The sequence below is a fragment of the Corallococcus sp. Z5C101001 genome (assembly GCF_007352635.1).
In the GTDB taxonomy this organism is placed as follows: domain Bacteria; phylum Myxococcota; class Myxococcia; order Myxococcales; family Myxococcaceae; genus Corallococcus; species Corallococcus silvisoli.
The window spans coordinates 157,403-183,483 of sequence record NZ_VKLU01000005.1 but is presented as its reverse complement, the minus strand read 5'-3'; the positions used below and the strand labels follow the sequence as shown (position 1 = coordinate 183,483).

The following is a 26,081-nucleotide window of genomic DNA, read 5'->3' as shown; positions in this document are numbered from 1 at the left end:
CCCGGCCCCCGTCGCGTGACAGTGGCGTGTCCGCGGAATCCGGGGTGACGTAGAGTGGCCGCGTGATGGCCCCCCTCCGTCGGGGACTCCGCGGTCCTTCGGTCCGCTGGGAGCGGTGCCCCCGGTGGTGCGTGCGTTGGCGCGGCGGGGACCCCGGCGGTGATCCGCGAACACCCGCGCCCCCTGCTGAAGGGATGGCGCCTGAAGGACTGAACCATGAGCGACACCGCCGCGACCGCGGCCCTGGAACGAAGTGCCTCTCACCGCGCGGCTTGGGTGGCGCGGCTTGGGACCGCGGTGCTGGGCCTGGGCGTGCTCCTGCTCGTCCTTCGCGGAAGCCCGCTGCCGGAGCCGCTGACCGCCACCGCTCCGGCGGAGCGCTTCTCCGCCGCACGCGCCCGGGAGCACCTGCGCTTCATTGGCGCCGGCCCCCACGCCATTGGAACGCCGCGCCACGCGGAGGTGCGGGACTATCTGCAAGCCCGCCTGCGGGACGCAGGCGCGGAGGTCCAGCTCCAGCGCGAGCCCGTCTTCGCACCCGCGCAGGGCGTGCCCCGGCCCGCCGCGACCGTGGAGAACGTCGTGGGGCGGCTGCGGGCGAAGGAGGGGGCGAAGGGCACGACCGTGATGGTCGTGGCCCATTACGACTCCGTGCCCACGGGCCCGGGGGCGTCCGACAACGGGGCCGCCGTCGCGTCCATCCTGGAGGTGGCGCGGGCGCTCCAGCAGGGGCCCGCGCTCGCTGGCGACGTGGTGGTCCTCTTCACGGACGCGGAGGAGCAGCACCTGCTGGGCAGCACCGCCTTCGCGGCCTCCCACCCCTGGGCCCGCGAGACGGGCGTGGTCCTCAACGTGGATGCGCGCGGCGACGCGGGGCCGCTCCTGATGTTCGAGGTCTCTCCGGGCGGTGGCTGGCTCGTGCGCAGGCTCGCCGAGGAGGCCCCGGACGTCGGCGCCGGTTCGCTCTTCACGGCGGTCTACCAGCGCATGCACAACGCCACGGACTTCACGGCGCTGAGACAGGGAGGCTGGCAGGGGCTGAACTTCGCCAACGTGGAGGGGACGCAGGCCTATCACACGCGGCGGGAGACCGTGGACGCGGTGTCCGACGGGCTCCTCCAGCAGCAGGGCGACACGCTGCTCGCGCTCACCCGGCGCATCTCCCGCGAGGCGTCCGTTCCGGAGGGCGAAGAGCTCATCTACTTCAATGCCGGGCCGGTGCGCGTCCACTACCCGAGAGCGTGGGCCGTCCCCCTGGCGGCGTTCTGGGGACTGCTGTTCGTGTTCGCGGTCATCCGGGCCCGTCAGCGCAAGCAGCTGCGCCTGTGGGCCGTGGTGCGGGAGGCGCTGCTGCTCGTGTTCGTGGGCTTCCTGGCCAGCAGCCTCGCGCGGGTCGCGTGGCCCCTGCTGCGCGCGCTCCAGCCCGCGTTCCGCGCGGTCAACCGTTCGGAGACGCAGGACAACGCGCGGTTCGTCCTGGCGGTGGTGCTGTTGGTGATGGCGGTGATGGGCGTCGTGCTGTTCATCCGGCGGCGGGCGCCGGTCCTGGAGGTGGCCGCGGGCGGCTGCGTGCCGTGGGCGGTGATCTGCGTCCTCGTGAGCATCGTGCTGCCGGGCGCGAGCGGGCTGTTCCTCTGGCCGCTCGCGGGCATGGTCCTGCTGCTGCTGTGGCTGGGAGGCCGTGGGCCGGAGCCGCTCACCCCGTGGCATGTGCCGCTGTGGGGATTGGCGGCGCTGCCGCTCCTGCTGTTGCTGCCGTCCGTGCTCGCCACCTTCTTCACGGTGCTCCCGCTGGAGCGGGCCGCGGTGCCCTCCGACCTGTTGGTGCTCGGCATCTCGCTGCTGGCGCCCGGCTGGGTCTGGCTTTGGGGCAGGGGATTGCCGTGGGCGTCGGGGGGCGCGGCGCTGGTGGGCCTGGGGCTGCTGGGGTCGCTGGCCGTCGGCCAGCGCTTCGACGCGGAGCACCCGCGCCCCACGGGCCTGCTGTACCTGGTGGACGCGGACACGCGGACCGCGCGCTGGGTGACTTCGGATGCCGTGCTCAACGACTGGACGCGGGCGTACCTTGGAAGCGGCCCGGCGCATGAAGCCGTGGACGCGTTGCCGGAGGTGAAGGGGCCGTTCTGGACCGCGCCCGCGCCCGCGCTGGAGGACGCGCCTCGGGGCCCCACGGTCGACTCGCGGGTGGAGCCCCTGGAAGGAGGGCGCCGGAAGGTGTCGCTCCGCATTACCGCCGCCCATCCGGACGCGGCCTTCGTGGACGTGCAGGTGCTGCCGGGGGATGCGGTCCTGTCCGCGCGGCTGGCGGGTCAGCAGGCCACGGGCGAGGCGCTGCGAACGCGCAACGCGGCCCAGGGCGTCCTCCTCCGCTACTGGGTTCCGCCCGCCGGGGGCTTCGACCTGGAGCTGGAGCTGACGGCGGACGGCAATCCCACCGTGAGGGTGGGGGAGCACACCTACGCGGTGCCTCCGTCGGTGACGCGGGGGCTGCCCGCGCGGCCGGAGGCCAGCATGTCCGTGCCCTTCGGAGAGGGCCTGGATGAGGGGATGCGGGTGACGCGGACGCTGCGGCTGGAGGCCGCGGCCACCCCGGTGGCTCCTGGCCCGACCCCCTGACGGCCCGGCGTCGTCCGCCGGGCGTCACACCTCCACCACGTCACTCCAGGATGCGCTCCATGCGGAGGAAGGGGCGCTCCGCGTGGATGTTCCGGGCGCGGCAGACGTCGATGAACTTGTTCGATTCGATCATCTGGGGCGCGGTCTCGTCGTACTGGAGCACCATGACGTGGCGCAGCCAGGGCTCCTGGCCCATGGCGTAGATGAACACCTCGTTCGGCTTGAGGTGGTTGAGGATCTCCGTGGCGCGGGCGCTGTCGGAGCCGTTGAGCCGCCGCGACTGGTCCATCTTGCGCGGCAGCGGCTGGCTGAGCAGCGGGCCGTACATCCAGCTCATCGGGCCGCCCTCGCACTCCATGCCCAGGTAGAGCGCATCCAGCGGGCCCACCAACTGCGTGAGGTGCTGGTACAGGCGCGGCTCCAGCGCGTTGGAGTCCGCGGCCATCAGCAGGGACCGGCCGGCCAGACGCACCAGGTGCGCCGTCTTCGCCTGCACGGCCAGGTCGCTGTGCTCTCCAATGAAGGGGATGCCCATCAGCGAACCGCCGGGGATGCGGATCTCCTGAAGGTCGTCGATCTCCACCACGTTGCGGAAGCCCGTCTGCTCCAACACCAGCCGCAGCGACGGATCCGCCAGCGAGTACGCGTTCGCGCGGGGCACGACGATGGTGCCGATGCGGTGGCGAAGCTGCAGCAGCGTCTCCATCATCAGGTGGTCGGCGTGACCGTGGGTGATGAGGACGTAGTCGATCTTCTCCGGCAGGTCCGCGTGCGTGAAGCGCCCCTGCTCCGTGGGGAACTCGTAGCTGATGACGGGGTCGGTGAGGACGGACACCTCGCGCGTCTCCATCAGCACGCACGCGTGGCCGAAGTAGCGCACGCGCACGCCCGGGCCGGTGTACGGCTCTGGCTTGCGCGGCGCCGTCTCCGTGAAGAGGTCCGCGAAGGCCTCCGCGGCCGACGAGGGCACCCCGAGCATCTCCGCGACCTGCCCGGGGCTGCCCGGGGTGTGGCGCATGCGGAAGAGGGCGTCGATGCCTTCGTGCCGGAAGGGCACCTGGAGCCACAGGGGCGAGTCGCCCTCCAGGCGAGGCGTGCTGAAGACGTACTTGCGCGCGTCCCCGGAGACGCGCATCAGCGAGATGCTCTGCGACGACTCCTTGTAGAGGCTGCTGCGGTAGAGCAGCGGCTCCATGATGCGGGCGTTGGCTCGGTGGGCGAGGTCGTAGTTGAGCTCCACGTAGCCGCGGAGCAGGTCCGGCACCTTGGCGTACAGCGGCTCCAGCGACTCACCCTTGGAGCTGGCGAGCAGCTGCTCCAGGTCCGATACGGCCTTGGTGTAGGCCAGCATGTCCGCGTGGTCGCGGGTGGTGCGGTCGAGGAGCGCCTTCACGTCGCCCACGCGCGAGACGGGGTGGTTGATGAAGGGGCCACCCATCAGCGCCGGGTTCTGGAGCGCGGCGACGTGCACGTCCGGGTTCGCGACGAACGACTGCATCAGCTTCAGGTGCAGTCGGGACACGAACAGCGGCGCGGTGGCGGGGGAGATGAGGTACCACCAGACGTACCACTGGTTGAACAGCGGCTCGATGGCGACATCGGGCTTCAGGTACATCGGGCGGTCGAGCATGGAGGGTCTCGCGAGGGGTGCCCGGAGAGGTTCGACCCGGGCGGAGGAAATGGGGCTGCCGATGGAGGCAGGCAGGCATCCGGGGAACTCCGGAAGCATGCGCATCGCGCCCATTTTGATGAATCCCGCGCTGACTTCAAGGTGCTGACGTTCTGGGATGGCCGGTCTTTCTTCATCCTCCGGCTGGGCGGTGTTGAACGCCCTGCCGGAGGAGCCGCTCCATGGCTGATGGCACTGAAGTCAATGGTTCATGGATTGTGGCGTCCTCGGCATAATCACCAGCAAGGCTGCATATTCTCGTTTTCGCGTGCCTTCTGCCACCCTCGCCCTCGCTGGGTGTCCAGGCGGAGCGGCGGCTCGCCAGCGCAGCGTCGACCCTCGGGGAGCTTCGGCCCTGGGCATCATCGTGGGCGAGCGCCAGCGCCCGGAGTGTCGAGCCACGGCGTCCCTCCATCCCGGGCGCTGACGACCTTTCCGAACTCCTCATTCGGCCCGGTGAGCGGGAAGGCCCACTGGAGGACTCCCGCGAGGGACCGGGCCCCCCAGCTCCGCCGCGCCCGCGCGCCCGGTGCCAATGAGGAGCCCATCACCACCAACCCGAAGCACACCCGCTTCCCAGCGTTCATGACATCGCTCCCCCCTGTCTCCAGTGTCCCCGGCCGGGGGAGAGACACTGAGGACATGGATGCTCGCCATGGCTCTGGTGAAAACAAACGTTTGTTATTCCTGGGGCACCGGGGGACGCAAGGGATTGGACGTGGGGCCCCGCGATGCCCGCCTGGAGCGAAACGACGCAGGCTGGGGGAGGACCCTGGCCGCCGCGGGCATCGGTCCCCCCGGTCCGTGCCCCCCCTCGCGGGCTTGTCGCATCTAAACCGTCCACTTCCGTTGAATAAATGTACCGTGGGGCCGTGGAGAGGGCGACGGCGGCAGTGACGCCCTTCAGGCGTCCCCTCATCCGCTTTGACTCCAGGAGCTTCGATGCACCCGATGGTTCGCGCAGCGCTTGCCTCATCCCTGCTGTTCTCGTCCCTCTCCTTCGCCCAGGGGGCGGAGGTGAACATGCAGGTGGACGTCGATGATCAGGACATGCCTTCGGCGCGCATCAACATCCGGGCGACGGGCATGGACGGCGAGGAGGGGGCCTCCGTGAAGGTCAGGGCGTCGGGCATGGACGGCGAGGAGGGGGCCACCGTGAAGGTGCGCGGCGGCGGCACCCGGATGGACGTGAAGGTGACGGGCGGGACGATGACGGAGACGCGGACGACGACGGAGACGCGGACGACGACGCACTCGGGACGTGACCACGGGGAGCGGATGGGGGGGCGCGAGGTCCACGCCGAGCCTTCGTACCGCGACTGTGGCACGCCTTCGGACGAAGGCTGCAACATGCGGCGGGACGGACAGTTCCCGATGGACGCCAGCACCTGGCGCGGCTTCTACCAGTCGCTCAAGAGCGAGAACAACGAGATCGTCCGGGAGGAGAAGGCGGGCAAGATGCTCCGGCGGGTCTACCTGACCGCGGCGCAGTTCGGCCTGGTGTTGGATCTGTTCCACAATGAAATCACCCGCCTGGACGTGGCGAAGATGGCCGCGCCCCACGTGGTGGATCCGCAGCACGCGCTGGGCTTCTCGTCCAAGTGGAGGAACTCCATCAGCGGCAGCGAGTACACCGACCTCATCACGGAGCAGTAGACGGGAGCGCTCCAGCGCCCTCCGAACCTTCCCGCCCCCTGCTCGTGTGAACGAGGCAGGGGGCGGCGCGTTTACTGCTTCAGCGGCGGCGGCGGGACCACCGCACCCACGCCCCGAGCGCCGCCAGGAAGAGGGGCGCCGTGGGCGTCGAACCGGCGACGGGGTTGCAACCGCAGCCCGACGCTGGCTCGGGCGTCTCATCCACGGGAGCGCCGGCATCCGGAACGCCCGCGTCCACGGACCCTGCGTCGGACCCACCGTCGGGCTCACCGCCATCCGTGCCGCTGCCGCCATCCTGAGGGGCCTCGTCGACGACGGAGAAGCCTCGCTCGGGGGATGGGGTGCTGGAGGCACCTTGGGGACCCACGGCGCTCACGCGCCAGGAGTAGCTCCCCACGGCGAGCGCCTCGTTCACGGCCAGGGTCCTGGTCGTCTCCGTCGTCCTGTACAGGCGAAGGCGGGTGCCCTCCTGGAGGATCTCCAGGTCGTAGGCGAGGGCATCACCATCGACATTCGTGGAAGCGCCCCACCGGAACGTGACGAGCCCTCCTGTCAGGTGGGCGTCCGCCTCCGGCGAGATGAGCACGGGCGCGGACGGCGGATGCTGGATGTTCGTCACCTGGATGGAGACGGTGGCGACGGCGGAGAAGAACTCTCCATCCGACACACGGAAGGAGAAGCTGTCCGGGCCGGAGTAGCGGGCCGCGGGCTGATAGGTCGGGTTGACTCCAAAGCCAGTCAGCGTGCCGTGCTGGGGCGGCGTCAAGAGTTGATAGGTCACGCTCTGTCCATCCGGATCCGTGCCCTGGAGCGTCAGGGCCAGGGGGGTATCCACTGGCGTGGACACGGACTGTCCCACGGCCGCGGGCGGACGGTTGTCATTGAATGTCACGAGCCGTCCTCGGATCCGGTAGCCCCAGTAGGGCGCGGTCCTGTCGTCGTGCGAGTAGGCGACGAGGGCCGTCCTGCCGGATCCCAGAAACACCACCGCGGGCGTCTCTTCGTTGTCAGTGCTCCCCGCGATGACAAACCCCTGAGGCTCACGAACGATGCCCGCGCTCGTGACCCGCGCCCCGTAGACATTGGAGTCAGGGCTGCTCACCACGCTGTCCTGCCATGTGACCAGGTATTCCGTCCCCATCGAGGCCACCGAGGGGTAGCGCTGGTAGCGCTCCGTGGCGATGACGAACCCCGCTGGGTCGAGCCGTGCCCCTGCGCTCGTCACCCGGGCTCCATAGATATGGGGAATGTTCCTCCCGCTGAAGCCTGCCCATGCGACCAGGTAGTCCGTTCCATTCGAAGCCACCGAAGGGAATCGCTGGTTGTATCGCTCCGCGGAGATGACCAGTCCCTCAGGGTCCAGCACCGCTCCCGTGCTCGTCACCCGCGAGGCATGGATGTCCCAATCACTGCTGCCGGTCGCCGACCAGGCGACGAGATAGTCCTTGCCGTTGGACGCCACGGCATGGGTGTCGTATTCACCGAGGGAGGGGGTGATGAGGAATGCCGAGGCATCCAGGGCTTCGCCTGCTCCAGAGACCCGCACTCCCGCGAGGAATCGGGGGGTCCACTGCTCCTCGGACGCCTCGAAGACGAGGAGGTAGTCCGTGCCATTGGAGGCCAGCTTGGGGGAGGTGGCGTCCTCAAGGGGCGCGGGGGAGAGGGGACGGCCCCGTGGATTCACCACCTCGCCTGTGCGGGTAATCCGTGTACCGAGAATCCGACCCTGTGGATAGTCAAAGCCCACCCATCCAACCAGGTAGTCGGTCCCATTGGACGCCACCGTGGGGTGGTAGTAGGCCATCCCTTCGGCCATTCCCAAGGCGATCTCGAGTCCCGACGGATCCAGGACCTCGCCCCGGGGGTCGACCCGCACGCCGACGATGCTCTCCCCGAGATTGCGCCGGTCGTACCAGACGACAAGGAAGTCCGTGCCATTCGATGCCACCACGGGTGCGGTCTGTGTGCTGGCCGCCATGGCGAGGATGATCCCCGTTGAATCGAGGATGGCGCCTGCTTGCGTCACCCTCATCCCGAAGGCGTCCCAACCGCTCTCCCAGGCGATGAAGTAGTCCGTCCCGTTGAAGGCCACCGCCGGAGAGTCGCCGCTCGGGGAGAGGGCCTGTCCGGCCACATCGACCACGGTCCCCGCATTCGTGACGCGTGTCCCACGGAGGCCGTTGTAGCCCGAGCGATTGTCCGTCCAGACAACGAAATAGTCCTCCCCGTTTGAAGCAACGGATGGATTGGCCTGCATCTTTTCGGCGGTGGAGATCGCGAACCCGGGGCCGTCCAGCACCGCACCCGTGCTTGTCACCCGCGTCCCGAAGATGTCCGACTCGTCATTGACCGTGTCCTTCCAGGCAACGAGGTAGTCACTGCCATTGGAGGCCACCGAGGGCGTCCGCTGTGAATGCGTCCCCGTGGCCAGCGCGACTCCTTGCGCGTCCAGCACGGCGCCCAGGCCGGAGATCCGTGCCCCGAAGATGTCGCCCACTCCGTCGTTGCGCTCATCCTCCCAGACCACGAAATAGTCCGTGCCGTTGGAGGCCGCGGCGGGCCGGCTCTTCGCGCCCGCCGACGTGGAGATGGCGATCCCCATCGGATCCTCGACGCCACCCGCGCTTGTCACCCGTGAACCGAACACCCCGTTGGTGCCAATCCACGTGACGAAGTAGGCCGTCCCATTGGACGCCACGGCTGGGGAGTACGAGTGCTGCTGGGTGAGGATGAACGGCGCGGTGTCTGGCAGCCCTCCTCCTCCGGTCACCCGCGCGGCCATGGCGCGAGTGGTGGTCCCGGTGCGGTCAATCCAGGCGACCAGGTAGTCCGTACCGTTGGAGGCCACGGAGACATCGGAGACGGAACTGGTGCCGCGAGAGATGTCGAGGCCCCAGGAGTCCAGCACCGCCCCGGAGTTCGACACGCGGGTCCCGTAGACCTGCATGATGCCCTCTCGGTAGTCCTCCCAAACGACGAGGGAGTCAGCGCCATTCGACGCCACGGCCGGCTTTTCATGGAGTGAGGTCTGCGGCCCTGGCACGGGCTGATCCATGCCGAACTCCGGAGAGATGACGGGCGCCACGGTGGCGGGGAACACGGACGAGGACACCACTTCCGTGGGTACGCGGAGCTGGAGGGTTCCCGCGACGTACCACGCCTGGAGCGGCGTGCTTCGGCCGGAAGCCTCTACCCAGGCCGCATGGCCGTAGCGAACCCCCAGCCCTGTTTGCTCATCCTTGAAGTGGAGGCCCTTCTCCGTGGCTCCGACATAGGTCAACCCCTTCGCGGGCAGCGTCAGCACCAGCTCCCCCGCGCCCGTGGGCGCCGAGGAGAAGACCCATTCCTGCTGAAGGCCGTCCTCCGTGTTGCGCAGGTGCTCGACGACGCCGTCCCGAACCAGGGTGAGGTCTCCGGTTCGCTCCAATCGTCCCGGCTCCGCCCTCTGCGCGGCGCCCTGGACTCCACGATGCCAGCGCATGGCGCCCAGCCTGAGCGGCGCACCCTTCGTGTTCGCTCTCTGCGCAGGGGCGCGCTGCGCGGGGGGCACCGCGCCAGGGGACATGAAGGGCGACAGTGTCAGCCCCTCGGGTCCTGCCGTCACAGCGTAGGTGGAGTGGCCCCCGCTCCACGCCTGTCCGTCGGGCCGGAAGGCGAAGTGGACCTGTCGCATGACCGCGGAGACATCAAAGGGAGCCTGGGTCGTGAGAGGCGATGATGGCGCCACCTCTGGCGGATCCTTCTCTGGCGTGGAAGAGGACAGACAGGAGAGCAGTGTCACGGCGACGAGCACTCCGAGGAGTGACCGCGACAAGGCGGCGGAGGGGCGAGGCATGATCAGAGGACATCCCGCGAGGGACCCCGGAGCCCTCTGGCGCCGGGGTCGGTGAATGCCAGACGTTGAGTGCGCTGGCTTTACCAGGGCTGTTCGCGGGGAGTGCCTGAAAAGCGGCCCGTGATGAAATCATGAGACCATTTGGATGTGATTGTTTTTTTGGAGGGGCGCGACGAACAGGTGCCATGGACGCCGGCCCAGGAGTTCCTCCGGCGGATGACACGCCGCTTCAGCGAGTGGATGAAGAGAACAGGCGGGAGGTGAGCGCCTCGTAGCCTGCGTAGGACAGGGGGATCAGCAGGGCGAAGAAGACGGTGATGCTCGGAAGATAGGGATGGGACAGGGGGGCGCTCGCGTGGGAGGCGATGGTGGCCAAGAGGCGTCCCGGATCCGTCAGCACGTCCCAACTGTTCCAGCGCTCCACCCGGCCCAGGTAGATGCCGTAGCCACACAGGAGCGAGGTGACGCCAACGAAGCCCCACGCCGCCGTCCGGCCCCACCGCGCCTCCAGCCACTGCTTCCAGATCTCCAGCGACAGCAGGCCGAGCAACCACCCGGTGGCGGCGAACAGCGCCAGGAGGGCCGCGTCGAACCAGAGCGGCACCACGGGGCGTGGGTGCAGGTGGATGAAGTCGGTGACGAGGTAGGGCGCGTTGGGAAAGAGCGCGAGCCAGGCGAGGGCCAGCGGTGCCAGGAGCCAGGTCCGCCCGAGGCCCCGCACCATGAGCACCCGTGCGAGCAAGGCCAGGGAGTAGGGCGCCCACGCCAGGAACAGGTTCCACGTCAGGAAGGCGAAGCTGGCGCGCTCGCTCCATTCGAGTCGAAAGGCCAGCAGGCCCACGGCGAGGACGCTGCACAGGGTCGCGGGCAGCAGCCCGTGGCGGTGCAGGACGGAGAGGAGGGTGGGGTGGGGTCGAGGCATGGTGGCGTGTGGCGAGCGAGCCGCGCGCCGTGGCGGAATGGCCACGGTGGGCGGCCCCAGGCAGGGCGTTGACCCGGAGGTCCGTCGCCGGAGCCATCCGAGAGGCCGACCTGGAGCAATCCGCGGGCCAACCTGCTGGCGACGCGACCCTCGCGAGCGGGTTCGAGATGCACCGCGAGCCCCGTCGAGGATTGTCCAGCGGGGCTTAAGGGGCCTTCAGTCCGAGCGCACCTAGTGTGCCTCCGCCGTCGCGCCTATTCGTTTGTTCGTGAGCCTCGTGAAGGAGTCCAAATGAATAGCGATGCGTCAATGCGTTCGTGGTTCGAAGGGAAGGTGGCGTTGGTAACGGGGGCGGGCTCGGGGATCGGCCTGGCGACCGCACGAGCCTTCGCCGAGGCGGGCGCGGCCGTCGTGCTCGCGGACATCCGTGAAGACGCGGCCCGGGTCGTGACTGAACAGTTCAGCACGTGGCGCGACAAGACCCTCTTCGTGCGATGTGACGTGTCCGATGAGGCGCAGGTCAAGGCGCTCGTCGAGCGCACGGTGTCGTCCTTCGGGCGACTCGATGCGGCCTTCAACAACGCAGGCATTCAGGGTCCGGCGACCGATGTCGTCGACGAGGAGGGCGCCCAGTTCGAACGAATCCAGGCCACCAACCTGCGCGGCGTCTGGAACTGCATGAAGCACGAGCTGGTGCGGATGCAAGCACAGGGGAGCGGCGCCATTGTCAACTGCTCGTCCATCGGTGGGCTCATCGGCATCCCGGGGCGTGCGACCTACCACGCGTCGAAGTTCGGCGTGATTGGCATGACCAAGAGCGCGGCGCTCGAGGTCGCGTCGAAGGGCATCCGGATCAACGCCGTCTGTCCGGGCGTCATCGAGACGCCCATGGTCGCGGGGATGCTGGAGAAAGAGCCGGCCGCGATGAAGGAGATCCTTCGTGACCAGCCTATTGGCCGGCTCGGGCGCCCCGAGGAGATCGCCTCGGCGGTGCTCTGGCTCTGCGGCCCGGGAGCGAGCTTTGTCATCGGTCATGCGCTCGCCGTCGACGGCGGATTCACGGCGCACTGAGCTTCAGACCCCATCGTCAACAACACGGAGGCATCTACATGGACAGCGATCAGCGTGACGACTCACGGCGGCTGGAGCGCCGTGCCTTGCTCACGGGAGCGATTCTCGGAACCGCTGCATGCGCGGCGCCGTCCCTCTCCGCCTCCCGGAGCGAGCAGGTCTCGTCGGGGCGTTTTCCATCGCCCCAGTCGTCGGCCTTGAGCCTGGCGGTCATCAGCGAACGCCGCGGACTGGGCTCGGGGCGTTTCCGCATGGAGGTGTCCGCGCTTGGCTTTGGATGCATGGGGCTGAACCATCATCGTGGCGTTGCCCCCGAGCGGAGCGCCATGATCGCCCTGATTCGTCAGGCCGTGGAGCGTGGCGTCACGCTCTTCGACACCGCTGAGGTGTACGGCCCGTTCATCAACGAATAGCTCGCGGGAGAGGCGCTTGCGCCGTACCGAGGTCGCGTCTGGGTCACGACGAAGTTCGGCCACCGCATCGTCGACGGCAAGCATCTCGAAGGACAGATGAACAGCCGGCCCGACGGCATTCGAAAGGCCGCGGAGGCCTCGCTCAAGCGCCTCCGCGTCGAAGCGATTGACCTCTACTACCAACATCGCGTCGACCCTGAGGTGCCGATCGAAGACGTCGCCGGTGTGGTGAAGGACCTGATTCAAGAGGGCAAGGTGAAGCGGTTTGGACTCTGCGAAGTTGGCGCGCAGACCATCCGTCGGGCCCATGCGGTTCAGCCGGTGACCGCGGTCCAGAGTGAGTACTCCCTGATGTGGAGGGAGCCGGAGAACGGCGTTCTGCCCGTGCTCGAGGAACTGGGGATCGGCTTCGTTCCCTACAGCCCGCTGAACCGGGGCTTCCTGGGCGGCGCACTGAATGAGTACACGCGCTTTGACTCCGGCAACGACAACCGCAACACCCTGCCTCGGTTCACGCCAGAGGCAATGCGGGCGAATACGGCCATCGTGGAGACGCTCAGTCGCTTCGGCAGGAGCAGGGGGGCGACGTCGGCACAGGTCGCGCTGGCGTGGCTGCTCGCGCGGAAGCCGTGGATCGTTCCCATTCCGGGCACGACCAAACTGGCGCGCCTCGAAGAGAACTTGCGGGCCGCCGAGATGAAGCTGACGCCCGATGAGCTCCGCGACCTGGAGGCGGCGGTCTCGAAGGTTGAAATCGTAGGCGCTCGATATCCCGTCGAGCAGCAGCGACAGGTGGGGCAGTGAGCCGACCCCACGTCCGGGCGCAGGGGGCGGTTGACGCAGGCGGAGTGGGGTCGTTCTTGTTCAGGCCGACGGCACGCTGATCTTCTGAGACCGGCTTTGGTGCTGTGCTCTCGGTGCGCGTGATGGTTGTATGGGAGCGAGCGCAGCTCAGCCTACGAGGAGTGCATGGCCCAAATCGTTCGGACGAAGAGGGTGGGACGCGTCATTGCCTGGCTGACGGGTGTCGCCGCTCTCTGTGGCGGGGCTCTCTTTCTTGATGGGCTGGGAGAGCCCTACGAGCAGGCCTGCGGCAGCCTCAAATGCGAGATGAGCTGTCTCATCACGAAGGGGGCGCTGAGCCGCGACAAGTGCGTCTACGGAGAATGCAGCTGCAGCCAGTGAGCCACGACGACCAGCGCCGCCGCCTCGCTCTCGGCAGTACGCGGAGGTGGGATAGGCCTGTCCACGTCGCGCCAGCGCGCACTTGCTGCCTTCTGGGGCCCGTTGCCCCCGGCCCGACAATTTCCTGAGTCGGGCCGGGGACTTGAGCAGTGACCCCGACAGGAATCGAACCTGTGGCCTGCGGTTTAGGAAACCGCCGCTCTATCCAACTGAGCTACGGGATCGAGGTGGTGCAAACCCCTTATACCAGGGCGGAATCACCTCGCAATGACCGTGAGGGGGGCATCGGCGTGGGAGTCTCGGGCTCAACGGGCCGGTCCACGTCACCCCGTAGTCCTTCGGCATCAGGGCCGCCGTGTCGGGCGGGGTATGCGGGATTCGCAGAAGGCCGCCGGGTCGTAGTCCCCTCCCGTGAGACGCGATAGACCGCTGGCACCCTCCTCATGGGGGACGTCCCATGCCAACCGCCGCCAACCTGTTGCTCTTTCTCGGGGCTTCGCTCGCGCTGAATGTCACGCCGGGGCCCGACATGCTCTATGTCATCACACGAAGCGCCTCGGAGGGGAGGCGTGCGGGCGTCGCGAGCGCACTCGGCATCGCGGGCGGCACCGTCTTTCACTCGCTCGCGGTCGTCCTCGGGCTCTCCAGCCTGTTGCTCGCCGTACCCTTCGCCTACGACGCCGTGCGCTTGGGTGGGGCGGGCTACCTGGTCTTCCTCGGTCTGCGCACGCTGCTGAGGCCATCCGGTGTGGCACAGGGGCCACGTGTCGAGCCCGCCAGCCTCTGGGAAATCTTTCACCAGGGCGTGGTCACCAACGTCCTCAACCCGAAGGTCGCCCTCTTTTTCCTCGCGTTCCTGCCTCAGTTCGTTGTGCCCGGTAGCGGTAGCGCCCCCGGGCAATTGCTGCTGCTGAGCGTGCTCTTCAACGTGTCGGGTACGCTGGTGAATCTGGTCGTGGCCTTCGTCGCGAGCCGCGCCGGACAGTGGGGCCGCGCCCGTATCGGCGGCGGCGTCCTCGCGCAGCGGATCACGGGAGCCGTGTTCGTGGGGCTCGGTGTGCGTATCGCCCTGCAGCAGCGGAGCTGAGGCGCCCCAGGAGCTCCGAAGGCGTCCGCTTCTCCGCGTCGTGGCCCCGGCATGCGTCCCGCGTTCGCGCACGCCGCTCAGCGCACCCTCGGCACCCACGCGCCGTGGAACCCGGCTGGCACCCGGCGCGGCAGGTGAACGGTCGCGACGGGCTCCGCGTGGATCGCGCGTGCATCCAGAATCACCAGGTCGCTGGAGTCCGTCGCCGAGCGATAGACCATCACCAGCAGCCAGCCGTCGTCCTCGTCGATGCCTCCTGGGCGCGGCACGAACACGGGCTCGCTGTTCTGGTCGCCAGCTTGCACCGCGTAGTGTGTCGTCGCGCCGCGCTCGTGATCGAAGCGGACCACGCCGCGCATTTCGGCGTTGGTCGGCTGCTCCGTCGCATACAGGTAACGGTAGTGGCGCCCCGTCCGGTTCTCGTTGATGCGCGGCAGCTCGATCCCGCCGTCGGTGAGCGGCCGTTCGTCGACCCGGCCGCTCGCCGTATCGATCTCGTAGCGCCACAGGACTCCAACGGGGTTGTCGACGAACCTCCCCGTGCTCGCGTCGAGCCGCAGGTACCACGGGTAGCGGACCGCATCGAGCACCACGCAGGCTTCGTCGCGGTCATACGCGTTGACGACGTGCTGGATGAAGCAAGGCCTGATTCCGAACCAGCGCACGTCGCCGCCGTGGCGCGGGATCACGCCGATGCGTGCCTTCCGGTCATCGTGCCAGCGCAGCGGCATCCGGTGGCCCTGCTTCAGCATCGAGAAGTCGTACCCGACGTTCAGGTCGAGCAGCAGGCTGCGGGTCGCGGTGATCGCGATGTCGTGCATCATCGACGGCGCCGGTACATCCACAACGACGTCGACGCGCTGCACGCCCTGCGCGTCCGCGACGCCGTAGCGCAGCCACGGCGCGCGCCAGTCCGCGCGAAACGCGATGAGCTCGCCCGTCAGCGGATCGACCTTGGGATGCGCGGTCAGCCCGCCGCCGAGCCCGGCGTGCCTGCGGGGCTCGCCGAGCGAATCCAGCTCGGCGGTGATCGCGAACGGCGCGCCACCCTCCGCCAGCGCCAGCAATTCGCCCGCATGCAGCAACACGTTCACGTTCGGATTGGTGTCGGGCAGCTGCGGCACCCGCTCGGGCGCGTACACGTCAGCCCAGCGGCGCGTGCGCGCCCAGCGGTTCCGGTAGCCGGCCGCGCGGCCATCCTCGAACGAGATCGCGTGCAGCATCGCCGCTTCCGGCCACCAAGACAGAACGTCGTTGCCCTCGAAGCGGCCCCGCAGTGGGTTCGGACCGTTGCGCAGCAGCGCTCCGTTGAGTTCGCGCGGGATGTCTCCGGTGACGGCCAGGTCTACGAGGTCGACCTCGTCGGCGACCGGCGCGACCGCGCCGCGGTTCAAATCGAATGCAGTCATGACGTTACCCCTGTCAGCCGTCTTCGGTCGGCGGCGGAAGGGCACCGCCAGTCGCCGACCAAAGGCCGTGTAGGAAGAAAGCAGCGTGGAGGCTGTCCTCGCGTCCACCTGGAGGAAGGAATCAGGATGACGCCATTTCTATCCGGGTATAAATGTCGCGTCAATATCGCCCGGGTAAAATAGGACAGGCAGCCTGGGGTGCGCCGGTCACGCCGCCCCGGCGGAGACCGGAGCGCCGCGAACGCGTGCAAGCACCCCGTCGAGCGCGACATGCCCTTCGAGCGTCTGCGCGAAGCGCGCGCCCGCTTCGTTGGCGAGCCGTGCGGCGATGCGTGCACCGAGGAGTCGCCGTACTCGTGATGCAATCATGAGTCAGCGGTGATGAAGGTCCATCCGCGAATTCCGTACCTTGTGTCCATCCACTCCAGGAGGTAGCAAGGTCATGAATCGGCGACGGGAGTCGTGTGTTTCAAGCCTCGTGTCTCGACGGGCGGTCCTGCTCTTCACCGCGCTCTGGCTCGCGGTCCTGACCCCCGGACGCGCCGCCGCGGAGCTCCCGCTGCTCTCGCTCGGCTCCCTCTCCGACGATGAACTCCTGTCGGACGTGCTCGTTGGCTCCCGCCAGATGGGCATGGGCCTGGTCATCCCTTTCCCCTGCACAAGCGAGACGGACGGCCTCGCGCTCGAGACACGCCAGCGCTACAGCAACGCCGCCATCAGCGTCGACGCGGCGTACTGGCTGAAAGTCGCGTATCAGTCCGCGCGCCACCCGGTCGGCGTCGAAACGCAGTTGGGCCTCCATGTCCGCACCGCCACACGCGACAGCGAGTATGCCGGCCTGGGCCCCTCCCTTGGCCTCACGGTCTCGCGAGAATTCGATCCGCCGCGTTGCATGTGCCTGAATGCGCTCAAGACCTTCGTGGGCGTGCAGGGCAGCACTGTGATGTCTCCGGCCAATGGGCAGCTCCAGGTGCCCGTCCGCGCGAGCCTGGGTCTCCAGGCCCGCTTTCGCGGATTTCACTTCATGCTCGTGGGGCGCGGCGGCTGGGATGACGCAAGCCTTGGATTCAACGCGCGTCCTACCGTCGATGTCACGATGGCCATCGGCCTCGTCCGCTTCCTCTGAGCTTCCGCCTGCACGGGCTGCGGCGCGGGGCGCACGCCGGAAGGCACACCCCGCGCCTGGTGTCATGACGGGCGGGGGACGCTCAGCGCTTCACCGCGAGCACGTCGACCTTCTCGATGAGCGGCGGCTTCGCGAGGACCTCCGGCGCCTTCGCCTTCATGGCCGCCGCGACCTTGCCACTCAGATGCGACTGACGCCCCTCCTCGTCGGCGAAGGTGTCGAAGATGCCGAACGTGGTTGACGACAGCTTCAGGGCATACCAGTGCACTGTGTCCAGTTCGTCGCGAATGATGGGCAGCGCACGCTCCAGGAGCTTCTGCACTTCCTCCGCTCTGCCCGGCTTCGCCTCCAGGGTGACGACCAGGGCCTTTGTCTCGGCGACGTCGGGCGTGTCCGGCGTCTGGGCGGCGAGCAGGTCCACCGCCTGGATCGTTGGCGGTGTCGCCAGCAGCTCTGGCGCTTGCGCCATCAGGGCCGCGGCCACCTTGCCACTCAGGTGCGCCTGACGGCCCGCCTCGTCGGCGAACGTGTCGAAGATGCCGAAGGAGGTCGGACCGAAGCGCAGCGCGAACCACTGTGCCGTCGCCGGCTCCGCCTGGACCAGGGCAAGACCTCCCTCCAGGAACTTCCGCACCTCCTCTTCCTTGCCCGGCTTCGCCTCCAAGCGGACCAGCAGGCCCACGTGAACAGTCTCTGACTTCCGCGCTTGCGTCGTCGTCATGGCTGCACCCGTCGTGCTCTTCGAAGTGGATGCGCAGCCCAGTCCCACCAGGGAGGCGGTCAGCGCGAGGAAGGTCATGCGGTACGGCTTCAGGAAGAGATGCATTGAACGGCTCCAGGAGAGGCCGGATGGCGCAGGGGATGCCACCGCGACCGCGACGGGGACATATAGACCTCGCGTCTGGCCAATGTGAGGCCCCCGGCACCAATGGACCGATAGTCATCACCCATGCGCAAGGGCCTCTCCGGACCGGGGGGCGGTGCCCCAGGCCTCTCGGGGTGACGCCCTGACGAGGCTTTGGCCACGCTCGAATCACTTCGTCAAAAATCGGCTCTTAAATCGATTCGAGAAGTCCGCTCGTTGACGGAAAGCCCGGGGGAATGCCCCGGGTCTGGCGAGCCGGATTCGCTGGCCCCCTCGATGAGGAACGTGAGTGATGCTGAAGAAGCAGAGTGTTTCCTGGATGTTGGTGATGAGCGGCCTTGCGCTGCTCGCGGCCTGCGCCCCCGAGCCCAAGCCCGTCGAGGTCATCCCCTCTCCGGGGAAGGGAGACCTGGTGCTCCTGATTGAACGGGAGGCCAGAACGGGCCCCTACGTCGAGAGCACGGCGGAGCGCTTCCGCATCGTCGCCTCGGGTGAGGTCTTCAAGGCGGTGCGGTGGAGCGCCGACTCAGGCTCGCTCGAACCTGACGCGGAGCGGGTGACGTGGACGCTGCCCGCGGCGGGGACCGCGTCGTTGTCCGTCTCCGTGGAGACGGAGTCCGGGAAGTCGGCGGAGGGCTCGTTCCACTTCAACGTCATCGCCGCTCCGCTCGCCCCCAACACGGTGATTGATTCCAGCCCGGACGTCACGGGGGGCACCTGTGAGCTCGCGTTCGACAACGCGGGCAAGGGCCATATCGTCTACACGAACGACACGCACAACACCCTCTGGTACGGCAGCTGGGACGGTACGACCTGGAAGACGGAGCAGGTTGACGGCCCCAGCTTCAACACGGGCGGGGTCTTCGTCACGAAGCCCGTGCTCGCGATCGACGCGGCGACCGGCACTCCCCACGTCGGCTACCTCAAGGGGACCGGCGCCATCGCGAACGCCACGTTGCGCATCGGATACGCCACGCGCGTGAATGGCGCGTGGGTTCGCGAGAACCCGGACGCCGCGGCGGCGACTCGAATGGGCATCGCGCTCAACCCCGATCAGGGCCAGCCCGCCATCATCTTCGCCACCGGCCAGGCTGGGACCATCCGGGTCGCGACGCGCACGGCGGCCAATACCTGGGCCAGCGCGCTGCTCCCGCTCAACACGTCCTATCTCAACAGCGACCCTGTCTTCGACGCGACCGGAGGGCTTCACGTCGTCACGACCCAGGTCACCAACAACGTCGCCACCAACTACCTGCGCGTCATCCGGGGCTCGGCCATCGAGTCCTTCCGGATGGAGGACACCGGCTCCTTCGCCCCCTGGCTCTCACTGGTCTGGGGCCCGAGCCAGCACGTCCTCGCGCTCTCGAACACGATCCCCGAGGGCGACAAGTCCGCCATCGATGACATCACGTTGGGCACGCCCCTGACGTCCAGCACGATGAACTCCTCGCCGGTCGACTACCGCTTCGCCGCCTCCGACCTGGCGTTTGGCGGCGGAAAGCCTGTCGTCGCCTCTCGCAACGGGACGGCGCTGCAAATCAGCACGACGGACGCGCTGGGCTTCTGGACGTACACCCAGCTGGGGTCGGTGGATGACAACACCCGCCCGAGCGTCGCGATCCGCCCCACGGACGGAACGCCGCACGTCTGCTACCAGCGTGATGGCAAGGTGAGCTTCCAGTAGCGTCTGGCTGGGAGTCACGGCTCCTGTGCGTCGAGCCGTGACTCCGGGGCCAGCGCGGGAGCCCGCGCTACGGCTGGGCGGCGTAGAGCTGGCCCCGCATCTCTCCGTAGAAGGTATGGGCCTTCGTGTGGAGGTTGAAATAGAGCACGCCCTTGCGCGCCAGGGACTCCAGGCTGGCCAGTGTCTGGGTTTGCGTCAGGAAGCCCAGCTCCGCGGGGCAGCTCTCCGGCAGGCCGGACTTCATCCCCTTCATGTCCTTGACGTAGGTGATGTTCTTGTTGGTCAGCTCCACGGAGAGCTTGCCCTGGGCGAGTGTCTTGGGCAGCGCGCCGAACTCGCCGAAGTCCACGACGATGGGGCCGAGCACGCCCGGCGGGCCGCAGTGCACGTGGAACATGAGGATGTCCTCGGGATTCACCCCGTCCACCTGGACGTCGACATAGGCCTTGCTCAGGTCCTTGGAGAAGCGAAGCTGCCCATAGCCCCGGGACTTGCGGCGGTCGCGGGGCGTCGACGGTGCCGTGGCGCCGAGGCTCTTCTGCAACAGCTTCGGCGTCTCCGACTCCTCACCGGGCTCCTGGGCGGGGCTCAGGAAGGCCTCGTAGACGGTGAAGGTCGTCGCGCCCTCGGAAGGGTCCTTGGCCTGGGCGGACTGCATGAACAGGGCGACGGACAGGACAGCGAGCTTCGGCATGCGCATGGTGGACTCCCCCTGGGAATGAGCCCGTCATGAGTAGCCTGCGTCCCGGACCGCGGGATGGCCAAAGGTGGACAACCCATGGCCGGATCCTGGCGGCGCCGCGGCTCAGAGCGGTTCGATGAACCGGCGGATGTCTTCGAGCACCCGCTGGATCTTGGGAATCTCGCGGAGCGCCTCCGGCACGCTGATGCGGACGGCGCGCTCCCGCCCCACCACGCCGGGCAGCACCGGGACGCAGGTGCCCTGGGCATGGTCGGGATCCGGCAGGTCCGCGCTGGGCACCAGCCCGATGCCCTGCCCGGCGAGGCAGCAGGAGCGGATCAGGTGGATGTCCGACGTGATGAGCGTGGGCTCCACCCGGAACGCCATCCCGCCGAGCACGGGCCAGAGACACGCGTCGCCCCCCGGAGCCGCCCACGCGAAGAGCTCGTGGTCCCGAAGCGCCTCCAGGGTCCGGGGAACACCCCGGCGCTCCAGGTACTGGGGGCTGGCGATCAGCCCCTCGCGCACGCGCAGCACCACCTGTGAGAGCCACGGTCCCCGGGGCATGTCCTCTCCGAAGTGGATCGCCATGTCCACGTTGTCCAGGGGTTCGGACAAGGGGGCGTCGCTGAAGCTCGCCTGGACCCGCAGCAGCGGGTAGGTGGTCCGCAGCAGCCCGAAGAGCGGGGCGAGCAGGTGCGGCGGGAGCCCGACGGGCAGCACCATCCGCAGCAGGCCCGCCGGGGCCTGGCCCACCTCACGGATGGAGGCCAGCAGCGCGCTCGTCTCCTGCATCATGATCCGTCCGCGCTGGGCGAGGACTCCACCGGCCTCGGTCAGGACGATGCCCGTCCGGGTGCTGGTGAGCAGCGGTACGCCTGCCCTTGCCTCGAGCGCTTCGACGCGCCGCCTCAAGGTCGTGCGTGAGACGCCCAGCGACTCCGCGGCGGCCAGGAACGACCCCGTCTCCGCGACGTCGAGAAACGCGCGCAACTCTTCCAGGTCCATATGCCTGCCTCGGGAGTTGGCCCACGTTGAAGGAGCTCCCGCGACGCCGTGGGCCCAGCCACGAAAAATGTATCGCTTTCGCGGCCACGGAGGCGCCCCGTGTTTCCGCCGCGGGCCCCCGGCCTGGGGGATGTCTCACGGCCCCGAAGGGTGGAGGAGCCCTTGAAGGCGGACGAGATGGGAAGATGTCGGGTAGCGCGCGCCGAACGCCTCCGCGCGCTCGCGTGCCTCGGGGACGCGGCCCAGTCGCACCAACGCCTCGATGGCGATGACTTCTCGCTCCTGGGCGAGCGTCCCTGCCGGGAACCGCGATGCATGTGCCTGGGCGCTGGCGAGCGCGCGCTCCGAGTCGCCTCGTCGCAGGGCTTGATGGGCGCTGTCGAGCAATAGCAGCTCTTCGTCCTCGGCCGCAGGGGCCACGGACGGGGCAGGCGCGGGGGGCCGCTTCGGTGCTGCGCTGGTGGGCCTCGGGGCAGGTCCCGTCGGTGGAACGCCAGCCGTTGGCGGCGCCACGGGGGCGGGGGGCGCGGAGGGCTCGGCTTCGGGCGCGGGGGGCGCGGGTTCCTCGGAGGGCAATGGGGCAGCGGGAGCCGGCGCGATGTCGCGGGTGAGCGGGCGCTCGGCATCGGCGTGCGTCCGTTCATAGACCCGGCCCACGTGGAAGCTGCCCACCGTCCCCGTGAGCACGGCCATCCCGACGAGCACCTTCAGCTTGAGGCCTGACGACACGGCGGCGCTGACAGCGTCCGCGGCTGGAGGCGCGGACGGGGGGCCGGGGGTGGGCGGAGCGGGCAGCGGTCCGAGCCGGGCCGCGAGGGATGCGAGCTGGTCGGCGGTGGGCTCGTCCTCGACGGCGGATCGCAGCAAGCCCCTCAGGTCCGAGGACGCGTCGGAGGTCTCCTCCAGGAGGCGCACGGGCTCTGGCGTGCTCATGTCTCGCCTCCTTGCGTCCGGGCCACGGCGTCCTGGACCTGCTTGCGCGCAGCGTACAGCCGGGCATAGGCGGTCTGCACCGGGCAACCTACGGCCCGGGCCACGTCGGCCATGGCCCACTGTTCGATCTCGAAGAGGACGAACACCGCCCGCTTGTCCTCGTCGAGCGCATCCAGGATGCGCTCGAGCCGGGCCCGCGCCTGCGTTCGCTCGACCGCTTCGAACTGCTCCGGAGGGCGGGCCTGGTCGGGCGTCCGCGCGACCGCCGTCTCACGGCGGATGTGGGCGCGCTTGCGGTAATCCGACGCCAACCGCATGCAGATTCCGAAGATCCACGCGCCCACGGGCGCGCGTCCGTCGAACTCGGACAGGCGGCGGTGGACGACCATGAATGCCTCCTGACAGACGTCTTCCAGGTCCGCCGGCCGTACGCCCAGGCGTCGCAGCGTGCGCCACACGAAAGCCGCGTGCTGTGTGTAGACGTGCTGGAAGTCGAGGGGCGCGGAGCCGACGGGAGTTGACTGCGCCTGGGTGGGGGGAGGCATCGCGCGTGAGTCCGGAGCCGACGGACTCTAGTGATCTTCCGCGACCCGGGTGAAGCGCCAATGCGCGCGCCTGTCTGTTCAGGGCCCCCGGAAGGACATGCCTACGTCGAGCCCCACTCGGAGCGGTGTGCCCAGCTTCACGCCAGTCGACAGGGTGGGCCGCAGCCAGCCCACGGTCGCGCCCAGTCCCGCGTGCAGCGCCGTGGTTCGGCCCAGTCGTCCCTCCACGTGGAGACGTGGCCCGGCGTCCCCCCGGACGAACAGGTCCACCGTCCGCTCGGCGCTGCCCTGATGATCCACCGACACGAAGGACAACGCCGCGGTCGCGCAGCCAGACACCTCCCAGCCCGGGCCTCCCACCGAGAGCGGGCAGAGCCCTGCCTCGGGGGAAGCCGTGAACAGTTCAAACCGCTCGGCGCCGGGCTTCGCGGTCGCGTGGGGATACATGGCGAGCCGCATGAACCAGGTCCATGCGCCGGCACCTCGCCATGCAACGCTGAGCCCTGGCGCGAACGTGTCGCCGAGCCCCGTGGATGCGGTGGCGGCCAGGGACACCGTGGAGCGCTCTGGCCAGGGCCTGCCTTCGGGGGCAGGCGCTTCTTCGGCGGCGGGCTCCTGGGCCGTGTCGTTCAGCGTCCAGGCCGGGGGCTCGGGCGGTGGAACAGGCTCGGGCTCTCGCTCGGGTGCCGGTGTCCCGGCCTCGTCCGGCGAGGCCTCCCCCTGAGGCTCCCTGGAAACCAGCGCATCCGGATCGATCATCAGCGCGATGACCAGCGCGAGCCGAGGCTCGATGGCGGCGCAGGAGGGCTCGGCGGTGGAGACCTCCCGGCCACCGAGGATGGTGCCCCGTGCGTCCACGAGGGTGAGCCGCGCCGTCCAACCCGAAGCAGCCTCCGGCCCGAGTGTCCCGTGAATGAGGACCTCCGGCATGACGCCGAACACGGCGCGCCCCAACCGCTCCTCCACCGCGCGGGACAGCGGCGCGGCCTGGATGCAGCCTGGAGCTGCTTCCCATTGCAACCCCCAGCGCGCCGGCGTCGCTGGCGTGGCACAGAGCAGCGGGACGACGGCGCCCAGGGGGAGAAGCGGCAGCATGCGGACGCGTTAAACCACGCGGCGCCGCTCCGCGCGACGGCGGGGACTCACAGGTCCAGCGACCCCCTGCCGGTATCAGGAGGGCCCTGGTTCGCGACCACCTTCACGTCCGTCCCATTGAATGCGAAGAGCGGGATGCCGATCGCGAGCAGCGCGCCGCCTCCAATGAGCGATCCGATGGAGAGCTTGCGCATGAACGGGTCGTCCGTGCTGCCCGTTGCTTCAGTTTGCATGCTGCCGCTGAGTCCCAGGAGAAGCCCTCCCGCCAGGGCGGCGCTGGCGCCCACCACGATGGAGTACCAACCGGTGGCGCGCAGCCCCGAGCTTCCTGGCCGCACGTGCAGGGACACGTTCCGTCCCTGATCCAGCAGGGAGAAGCGCGAGGAGGGGGTGATGCCATTGCCTCCGATGAAGAACTCAGACCGGGGCTCGAGGATGCGCATGTTGCATGGCGCCTGGCACTCCCGCGCGTAGTTGACGATGCCTATCGTGGCCATGCCACGGCTCGAGGCAATGGAGCCCACCCCTTCACTGACGACTCGGAAGAGGCTGACGTCGGGGGAGTCCGACTGGATGTTCACCTGCACCTCGGCGTCGTTCCGCGAGGAGGGCGCGCTTGCGAGCGGAGCGGTGGTGGCGAGACTCAGGGCAAGGATCAGGCTCAAGAGGGTTCCTCCATACGGTGTCAGCGTGTTGCCTGGATGTATGGAGGGACCCTCGCTGGATTTTGAACGGAATTTCGCCCGAGCTTTTGGCGGTCATCGGGCCGGGAAGGGCCGCCACGCCGGGCGCAGGTCGAAAGACGGCTCTCCTGTCGCGGGCATGTCCAACTCCTCGCGGTGCAGCGACGTGCCCTCGTTGCTCACGGCGAAGAGCGTGTAGTGGCCCGCCGGGAGGTGATGGACCCGGACGATGCCAGGCAGGGACTCCACCCACTCGTCAGGGTGGCTCAGCAGCGCCAGCCGCATCAGCTCCTCTTCGCCTTCCGGGATCTCCAGCGCATTCGCGGCCTCCTCGTGCTCCACCCCCGCGATGCTATTGGAGGTTGCCGCGTCGCCGAGGAAACCCTTGCGAGATGGATGGAGGGGAGGGGACGGCTTGAGTCGCGGTGTCGGGACACGCCGGGCGGTCACCCCTGGGCGGACCTCCATGCCAGGGGCGACATGCCACGGACGCGACTCCACCGCGGCGTACTACCAGGGGCTGTTGCCCTGCTTCTCGTGCGGCGTCTCCGTATAGGTGGACTTGAACAGCGAGCCCGCCGCGTTGAGCCCCGAGCCGAAGGCCTCGACGGAGGCCTGCTTGTAGTTGCCGTTCCTGGCGCTCTGGAACGCGTCCCGGCCGAAGTTCAGGGCCTCGCGCTGGTGTGCGTTGACCTCGCTGCGCTCCCCGCGCTCCACCTTGTTGACGTTGTCGATGACGCTGTCCCGGGAACGGTCGGAGATGCCGATGTGCTTCTTGTCGAGGAGCTGGTTCATGCCCTCGACCTGCTGCGAATAGACGCTCGTCTTGCCCTGCGTGGTCTGGTCGATCTGCTTGCGCGAAGGATTGAAGAACGAGTGGTTGCCGTTGACCTTGAACATGAGAGTGCTCCTCCGGGTGGTGGCGGGTGCCCCGCCCGCGGTAGTTGTTTCTTGAAGAAATTGTCGGATCATGTGGGTCGGAGTTGCTTAGGGACTTTCATCTGCCCACGATTCAGCAAGGGGGCGCCGGGAGGTCCGGCGACCCTGGAGCGCTGCTCGCGTCCTCAGTGGACGATGAACGTCGAGGGCAGCAGCACCTTCGAACCGTTGGACTGGAAGAGGCTGTCCTTCAGGTGGAGCTGGACGACCACGCGCTTGCGCTTCTCCAGATCGAGCCGCTTCGACGTGAATTGGATGGCCGCGGACCGCGCGCGGATGAGGCCCGCGGAGTCCGTTGCCTGATACGCCCCGACGTCGTCGAAGAGCACGCGGACTTGCGCCGTCGTTGCCTCATGGGGCAGGTAGAAATACCCCAGCAGGTATGCTTGGTCCTTCGACGTCAGGTCCATGGTCCGCCCGGCTGGAGCGAGCCGCACCGTGACGGGTCTGCCATTGGCCGTGACCTCCACCTGACCCACGCCCAGCATGACCTTCTGGTACTGCTCCGCGTCCACCCCCTTGAGGCGCAGCTCGAACCGGTCTCCTTCCGGTTCGGCGCCCGGAGGCGCCGGGTTCTCTCCACCACAAGCGCCCAGCGTCATCGCGAGGAACGCACCCGACAGCACAGCGAGTCTTGAAGTCTTCATCGTGAGGTCCT

Annotated in this window: 20 protein-coding genes, 1 tRNA gene and 2 pseudogenes; 7 read left to right on the top strand and 16 right to left on the bottom strand. The window is 68.6% G+C overall.

Features of this window, described 5'->3' with window-relative positions:
* The first annotated feature begins 216 nt into the window (after positions 1-216).
* On the top strand, positions 217-2,616 hold the full coding sequence (locus FOF48_RS11250) for a M20/M25/M40 family metallo-hydrolase (protein WP_143900787.1): 2,400 nt from the start codon (positions 217-219) through the stop codon (positions 2,614-2,616).
* Positions 2,617-2,656: 40 nt separating this feature from the next.
* Here the strand turns inward: FOF48_RS11250 and FOF48_RS11245 are convergent, their stop codons facing one another.
* The gene (locus tag FOF48_RS11245) at positions 2,657-4,246 is read right to left on the bottom strand and encodes an MBL fold metallo-hydrolase (RefSeq protein ID WP_143900785.1); all 1,590 of its coding nucleotides are present in this window, start codon (positions 4,244-4,246) and stop codon (positions 2,657-2,659) included.
* Between the two features lie 981 nt (positions 4,247-5,227).
* On the opposite strand from FOF48_RS11245, the gene FOF48_RS11240 reads away from it, so the two are divergent.
* On the top strand, positions 5,228-5,941 hold the full coding sequence (locus tag FOF48_RS11240) for a DUF4476 domain-containing protein (protein WP_143900783.1): 714 nt from the start codon (positions 5,228-5,230) through the stop codon (positions 5,939-5,941).
* Between the two features lie 79 nt (positions 5,942-6,020).
* Here the strand turns inward: FOF48_RS11240 and FOF48_RS11235 are convergent, their stop codons facing one another.
* On the bottom strand, positions 6,021-9,368 hold the full coding sequence (locus FOF48_RS11235; RefSeq protein ID WP_143900781.1) for an Ig-like domain-containing protein: 3,348 nt from the start codon (positions 9,366-9,368) through the stop codon (positions 6,021-6,023).
* Between the two features lie 637 nt (positions 9,369-10,005).
* Complete coding sequence (locus FOF48_RS11230) at positions 10,006-10,698, bottom strand: DUF1361 domain-containing protein (RefSeq protein WP_143900779.1); 693 nt, start codon at positions 10,696-10,698, stop codon at positions 10,006-10,008.
* 291 nt (positions 10,699-10,989) lie between these two features.
* On the opposite strand from FOF48_RS11230, the gene FOF48_RS11225 reads away from it, so the two are divergent.
* Both FOF48_RS11225 and FOF48_RS11220 read left to right on the top strand, forming a co-directional pair.
* On the top strand, positions 10,990-11,769 hold the full coding sequence (locus FOF48_RS11225) for a glucose 1-dehydrogenase (RefSeq protein ID WP_235685504.1): 780 nt from the start codon (positions 10,990-10,992) through the stop codon (positions 11,767-11,769).
* Positions 11,770-12,020: 251 nt separating this feature from the next.
* Positions 12,021-12,986, top strand: a pseudogene (locus tag FOF48_RS11220) (aldo/keto reductase).
* Positions 12,987-13,517: 531 nt separating this feature from the next.
* On the opposite strand, the gene FOF48_RS11215 reads toward FOF48_RS11220, so the two are convergent.
* Positions 13,518-13,591: transfer RNA gene (locus tag FOF48_RS11215), tRNA-Arg, on the bottom strand.
* Between the two features lie 233 nt (positions 13,592-13,824).
* Between FOF48_RS11215 and FOF48_RS11210 the strand changes: the two genes are divergently transcribed.
* Complete coding sequence (locus FOF48_RS11210; protein WP_255442066.1) at positions 13,825-14,454, top strand: LysE family translocator; 630 nt, start codon at positions 13,825-13,827, stop codon at positions 14,452-14,454.
* Positions 14,455-14,531: 77 nt separating this feature from the next.
* Here FOF48_RS11210 and FOF48_RS11205 read toward each other — a convergent pair whose 3' ends face one another.
* On the bottom strand, positions 14,532-15,863 hold the full coding sequence (locus FOF48_RS11205) for a carotenoid oxygenase family protein (RefSeq protein ID WP_143900777.1): 1,332 nt from the start codon (positions 15,861-15,863) through the stop codon (positions 14,532-14,534).
* A gap of 442 nt (positions 15,864-16,305) precedes the next feature.
* Here FOF48_RS11205 and FOF48_RS11200 point away from each other — a divergent pair, with 442 nt between their 5' ends.
* A complete protein-coding gene (locus FOF48_RS11200) occupies positions 16,306-16,989 on the top strand; it encodes a hypothetical protein (RefSeq protein WP_143900775.1) in 684 nt (227 codons plus the stop codon).
* Between the two features lie 82 nt (positions 16,990-17,071).
* On the opposite strand, the gene FOF48_RS37710 is transcribed toward FOF48_RS11200, so the two are convergent.
* Together FOF48_RS37710 and FOF48_RS37705 are read right to left on the bottom strand one after the other, a co-directional pair.
* Positions 17,072-17,404, bottom strand: coding sequence for a putative quinol monooxygenase (locus FOF48_RS37710; RefSeq protein WP_143902094.1), 333 nt, complete (start codon positions 17,402-17,404; stop codon positions 17,072-17,074).
* Positions 17,384-17,710 (bottom strand): annotated as a pseudogene (locus FOF48_RS37705) (putative quinol monooxygenase); the annotation flags it as partial. The pseudogene FOF48_RS37705 and the gene FOF48_RS37710, both read right to left, overlap by 21 nt.
* 472 nt (positions 17,711-18,182) lie before the next feature.
* On the opposite strand from FOF48_RS37705, the gene FOF48_RS11190 reads away from it, so the two are divergent.
* On the top strand, positions 18,183-19,538 hold the full coding sequence (locus tag FOF48_RS11190; protein ID WP_143900773.1) for a hypothetical protein: 1,356 nt from the start codon (positions 18,183-18,185) through the stop codon (positions 19,536-19,538).
* A 67-nt stretch (positions 19,539-19,605) separates the two neighbouring features.
* On the opposite strand, the gene FOF48_RS11185 is transcribed toward FOF48_RS11190, so the two are convergent.
* The 9 genes from FOF48_RS11185 to FOF48_RS11140 all read right to left on the bottom strand — a co-directional run bounded on the left by FOF48_RS11185 (position 19,606) and on the right by FOF48_RS11140 (position 26,070).
* Positions 19,606-20,232: a CHRD domain-containing protein gene (locus FOF48_RS11185; protein WP_235685498.1), complete on the bottom strand. Its 627-nt coding sequence runs from the start codon at positions 20,230-20,232 to the stop codon at positions 19,606-19,608.
* Positions 20,233-20,343: 111 nt separating this feature from the next.
* Positions 20,344-21,228, bottom strand: coding sequence for a LysR family transcriptional regulator (locus FOF48_RS11180; protein ID WP_143900769.1), 885 nt, complete (start codon positions 21,226-21,228; stop codon positions 20,344-20,346).
* A gap of 135 nt (positions 21,229-21,363) precedes the next feature.
* Positions 21,364-22,161, bottom strand: coding sequence for a hypothetical protein (locus tag FOF48_RS36430; protein ID WP_186001868.1), 798 nt, complete (start codon positions 22,159-22,161; stop codon positions 21,364-21,366).
* Positions 22,158-22,706 (bottom strand): RNA polymerase sigma factor, encoded by a 549-nt coding sequence (locus FOF48_RS11165; protein ID WP_143900763.1) that lies wholly within the window; start codon positions 22,704-22,706, stop codon positions 22,158-22,160. Before FOF48_RS11165 ends, FOF48_RS36430 begins: the two co-directional genes overlap by 4 nt.
* 78 nt (positions 22,707-22,784) lie before the next feature.
* Entirely contained in the window at positions 22,785-23,801 is a 1,017-nt protein-coding gene (locus FOF48_RS11160) for a hypothetical protein (RefSeq protein ID WP_143900761.1), read from the bottom strand.
* A 47-nt stretch (positions 23,802-23,848) separates the two neighbouring features.
* On the bottom strand, positions 23,849-24,466 hold the full coding sequence (locus FOF48_RS11155; RefSeq protein WP_143900759.1) for a hypothetical protein: 618 nt from the start codon (positions 24,464-24,466) through the stop codon (positions 23,849-23,851).
* Positions 24,467-24,559: 93 nt separating this feature from the next.
* Positions 24,560-24,826, bottom strand: a complete 267-nt coding sequence (locus tag FOF48_RS11150; RefSeq protein ID WP_143900757.1) for a hypothetical protein — start codon at positions 24,824-24,826, stop codon at positions 24,560-24,562.
* Between the two features lie 168 nt (positions 24,827-24,994).
* Positions 24,995-25,384 (bottom strand): hypothetical protein, encoded by a 390-nt coding sequence (locus FOF48_RS11145; protein ID WP_143900755.1) that lies wholly within the window; start codon positions 25,382-25,384, stop codon positions 24,995-24,997.
* Between the two features lie 164 nt (positions 25,385-25,548).
* A complete protein-coding gene (locus FOF48_RS11140; RefSeq protein ID WP_143900753.1) occupies positions 25,549-26,070 on the bottom strand; it encodes a hypothetical protein in 522 nt (173 codons plus the stop codon).
* Between the last annotated feature and the right edge of the window lie 11 nt (positions 26,071-26,081).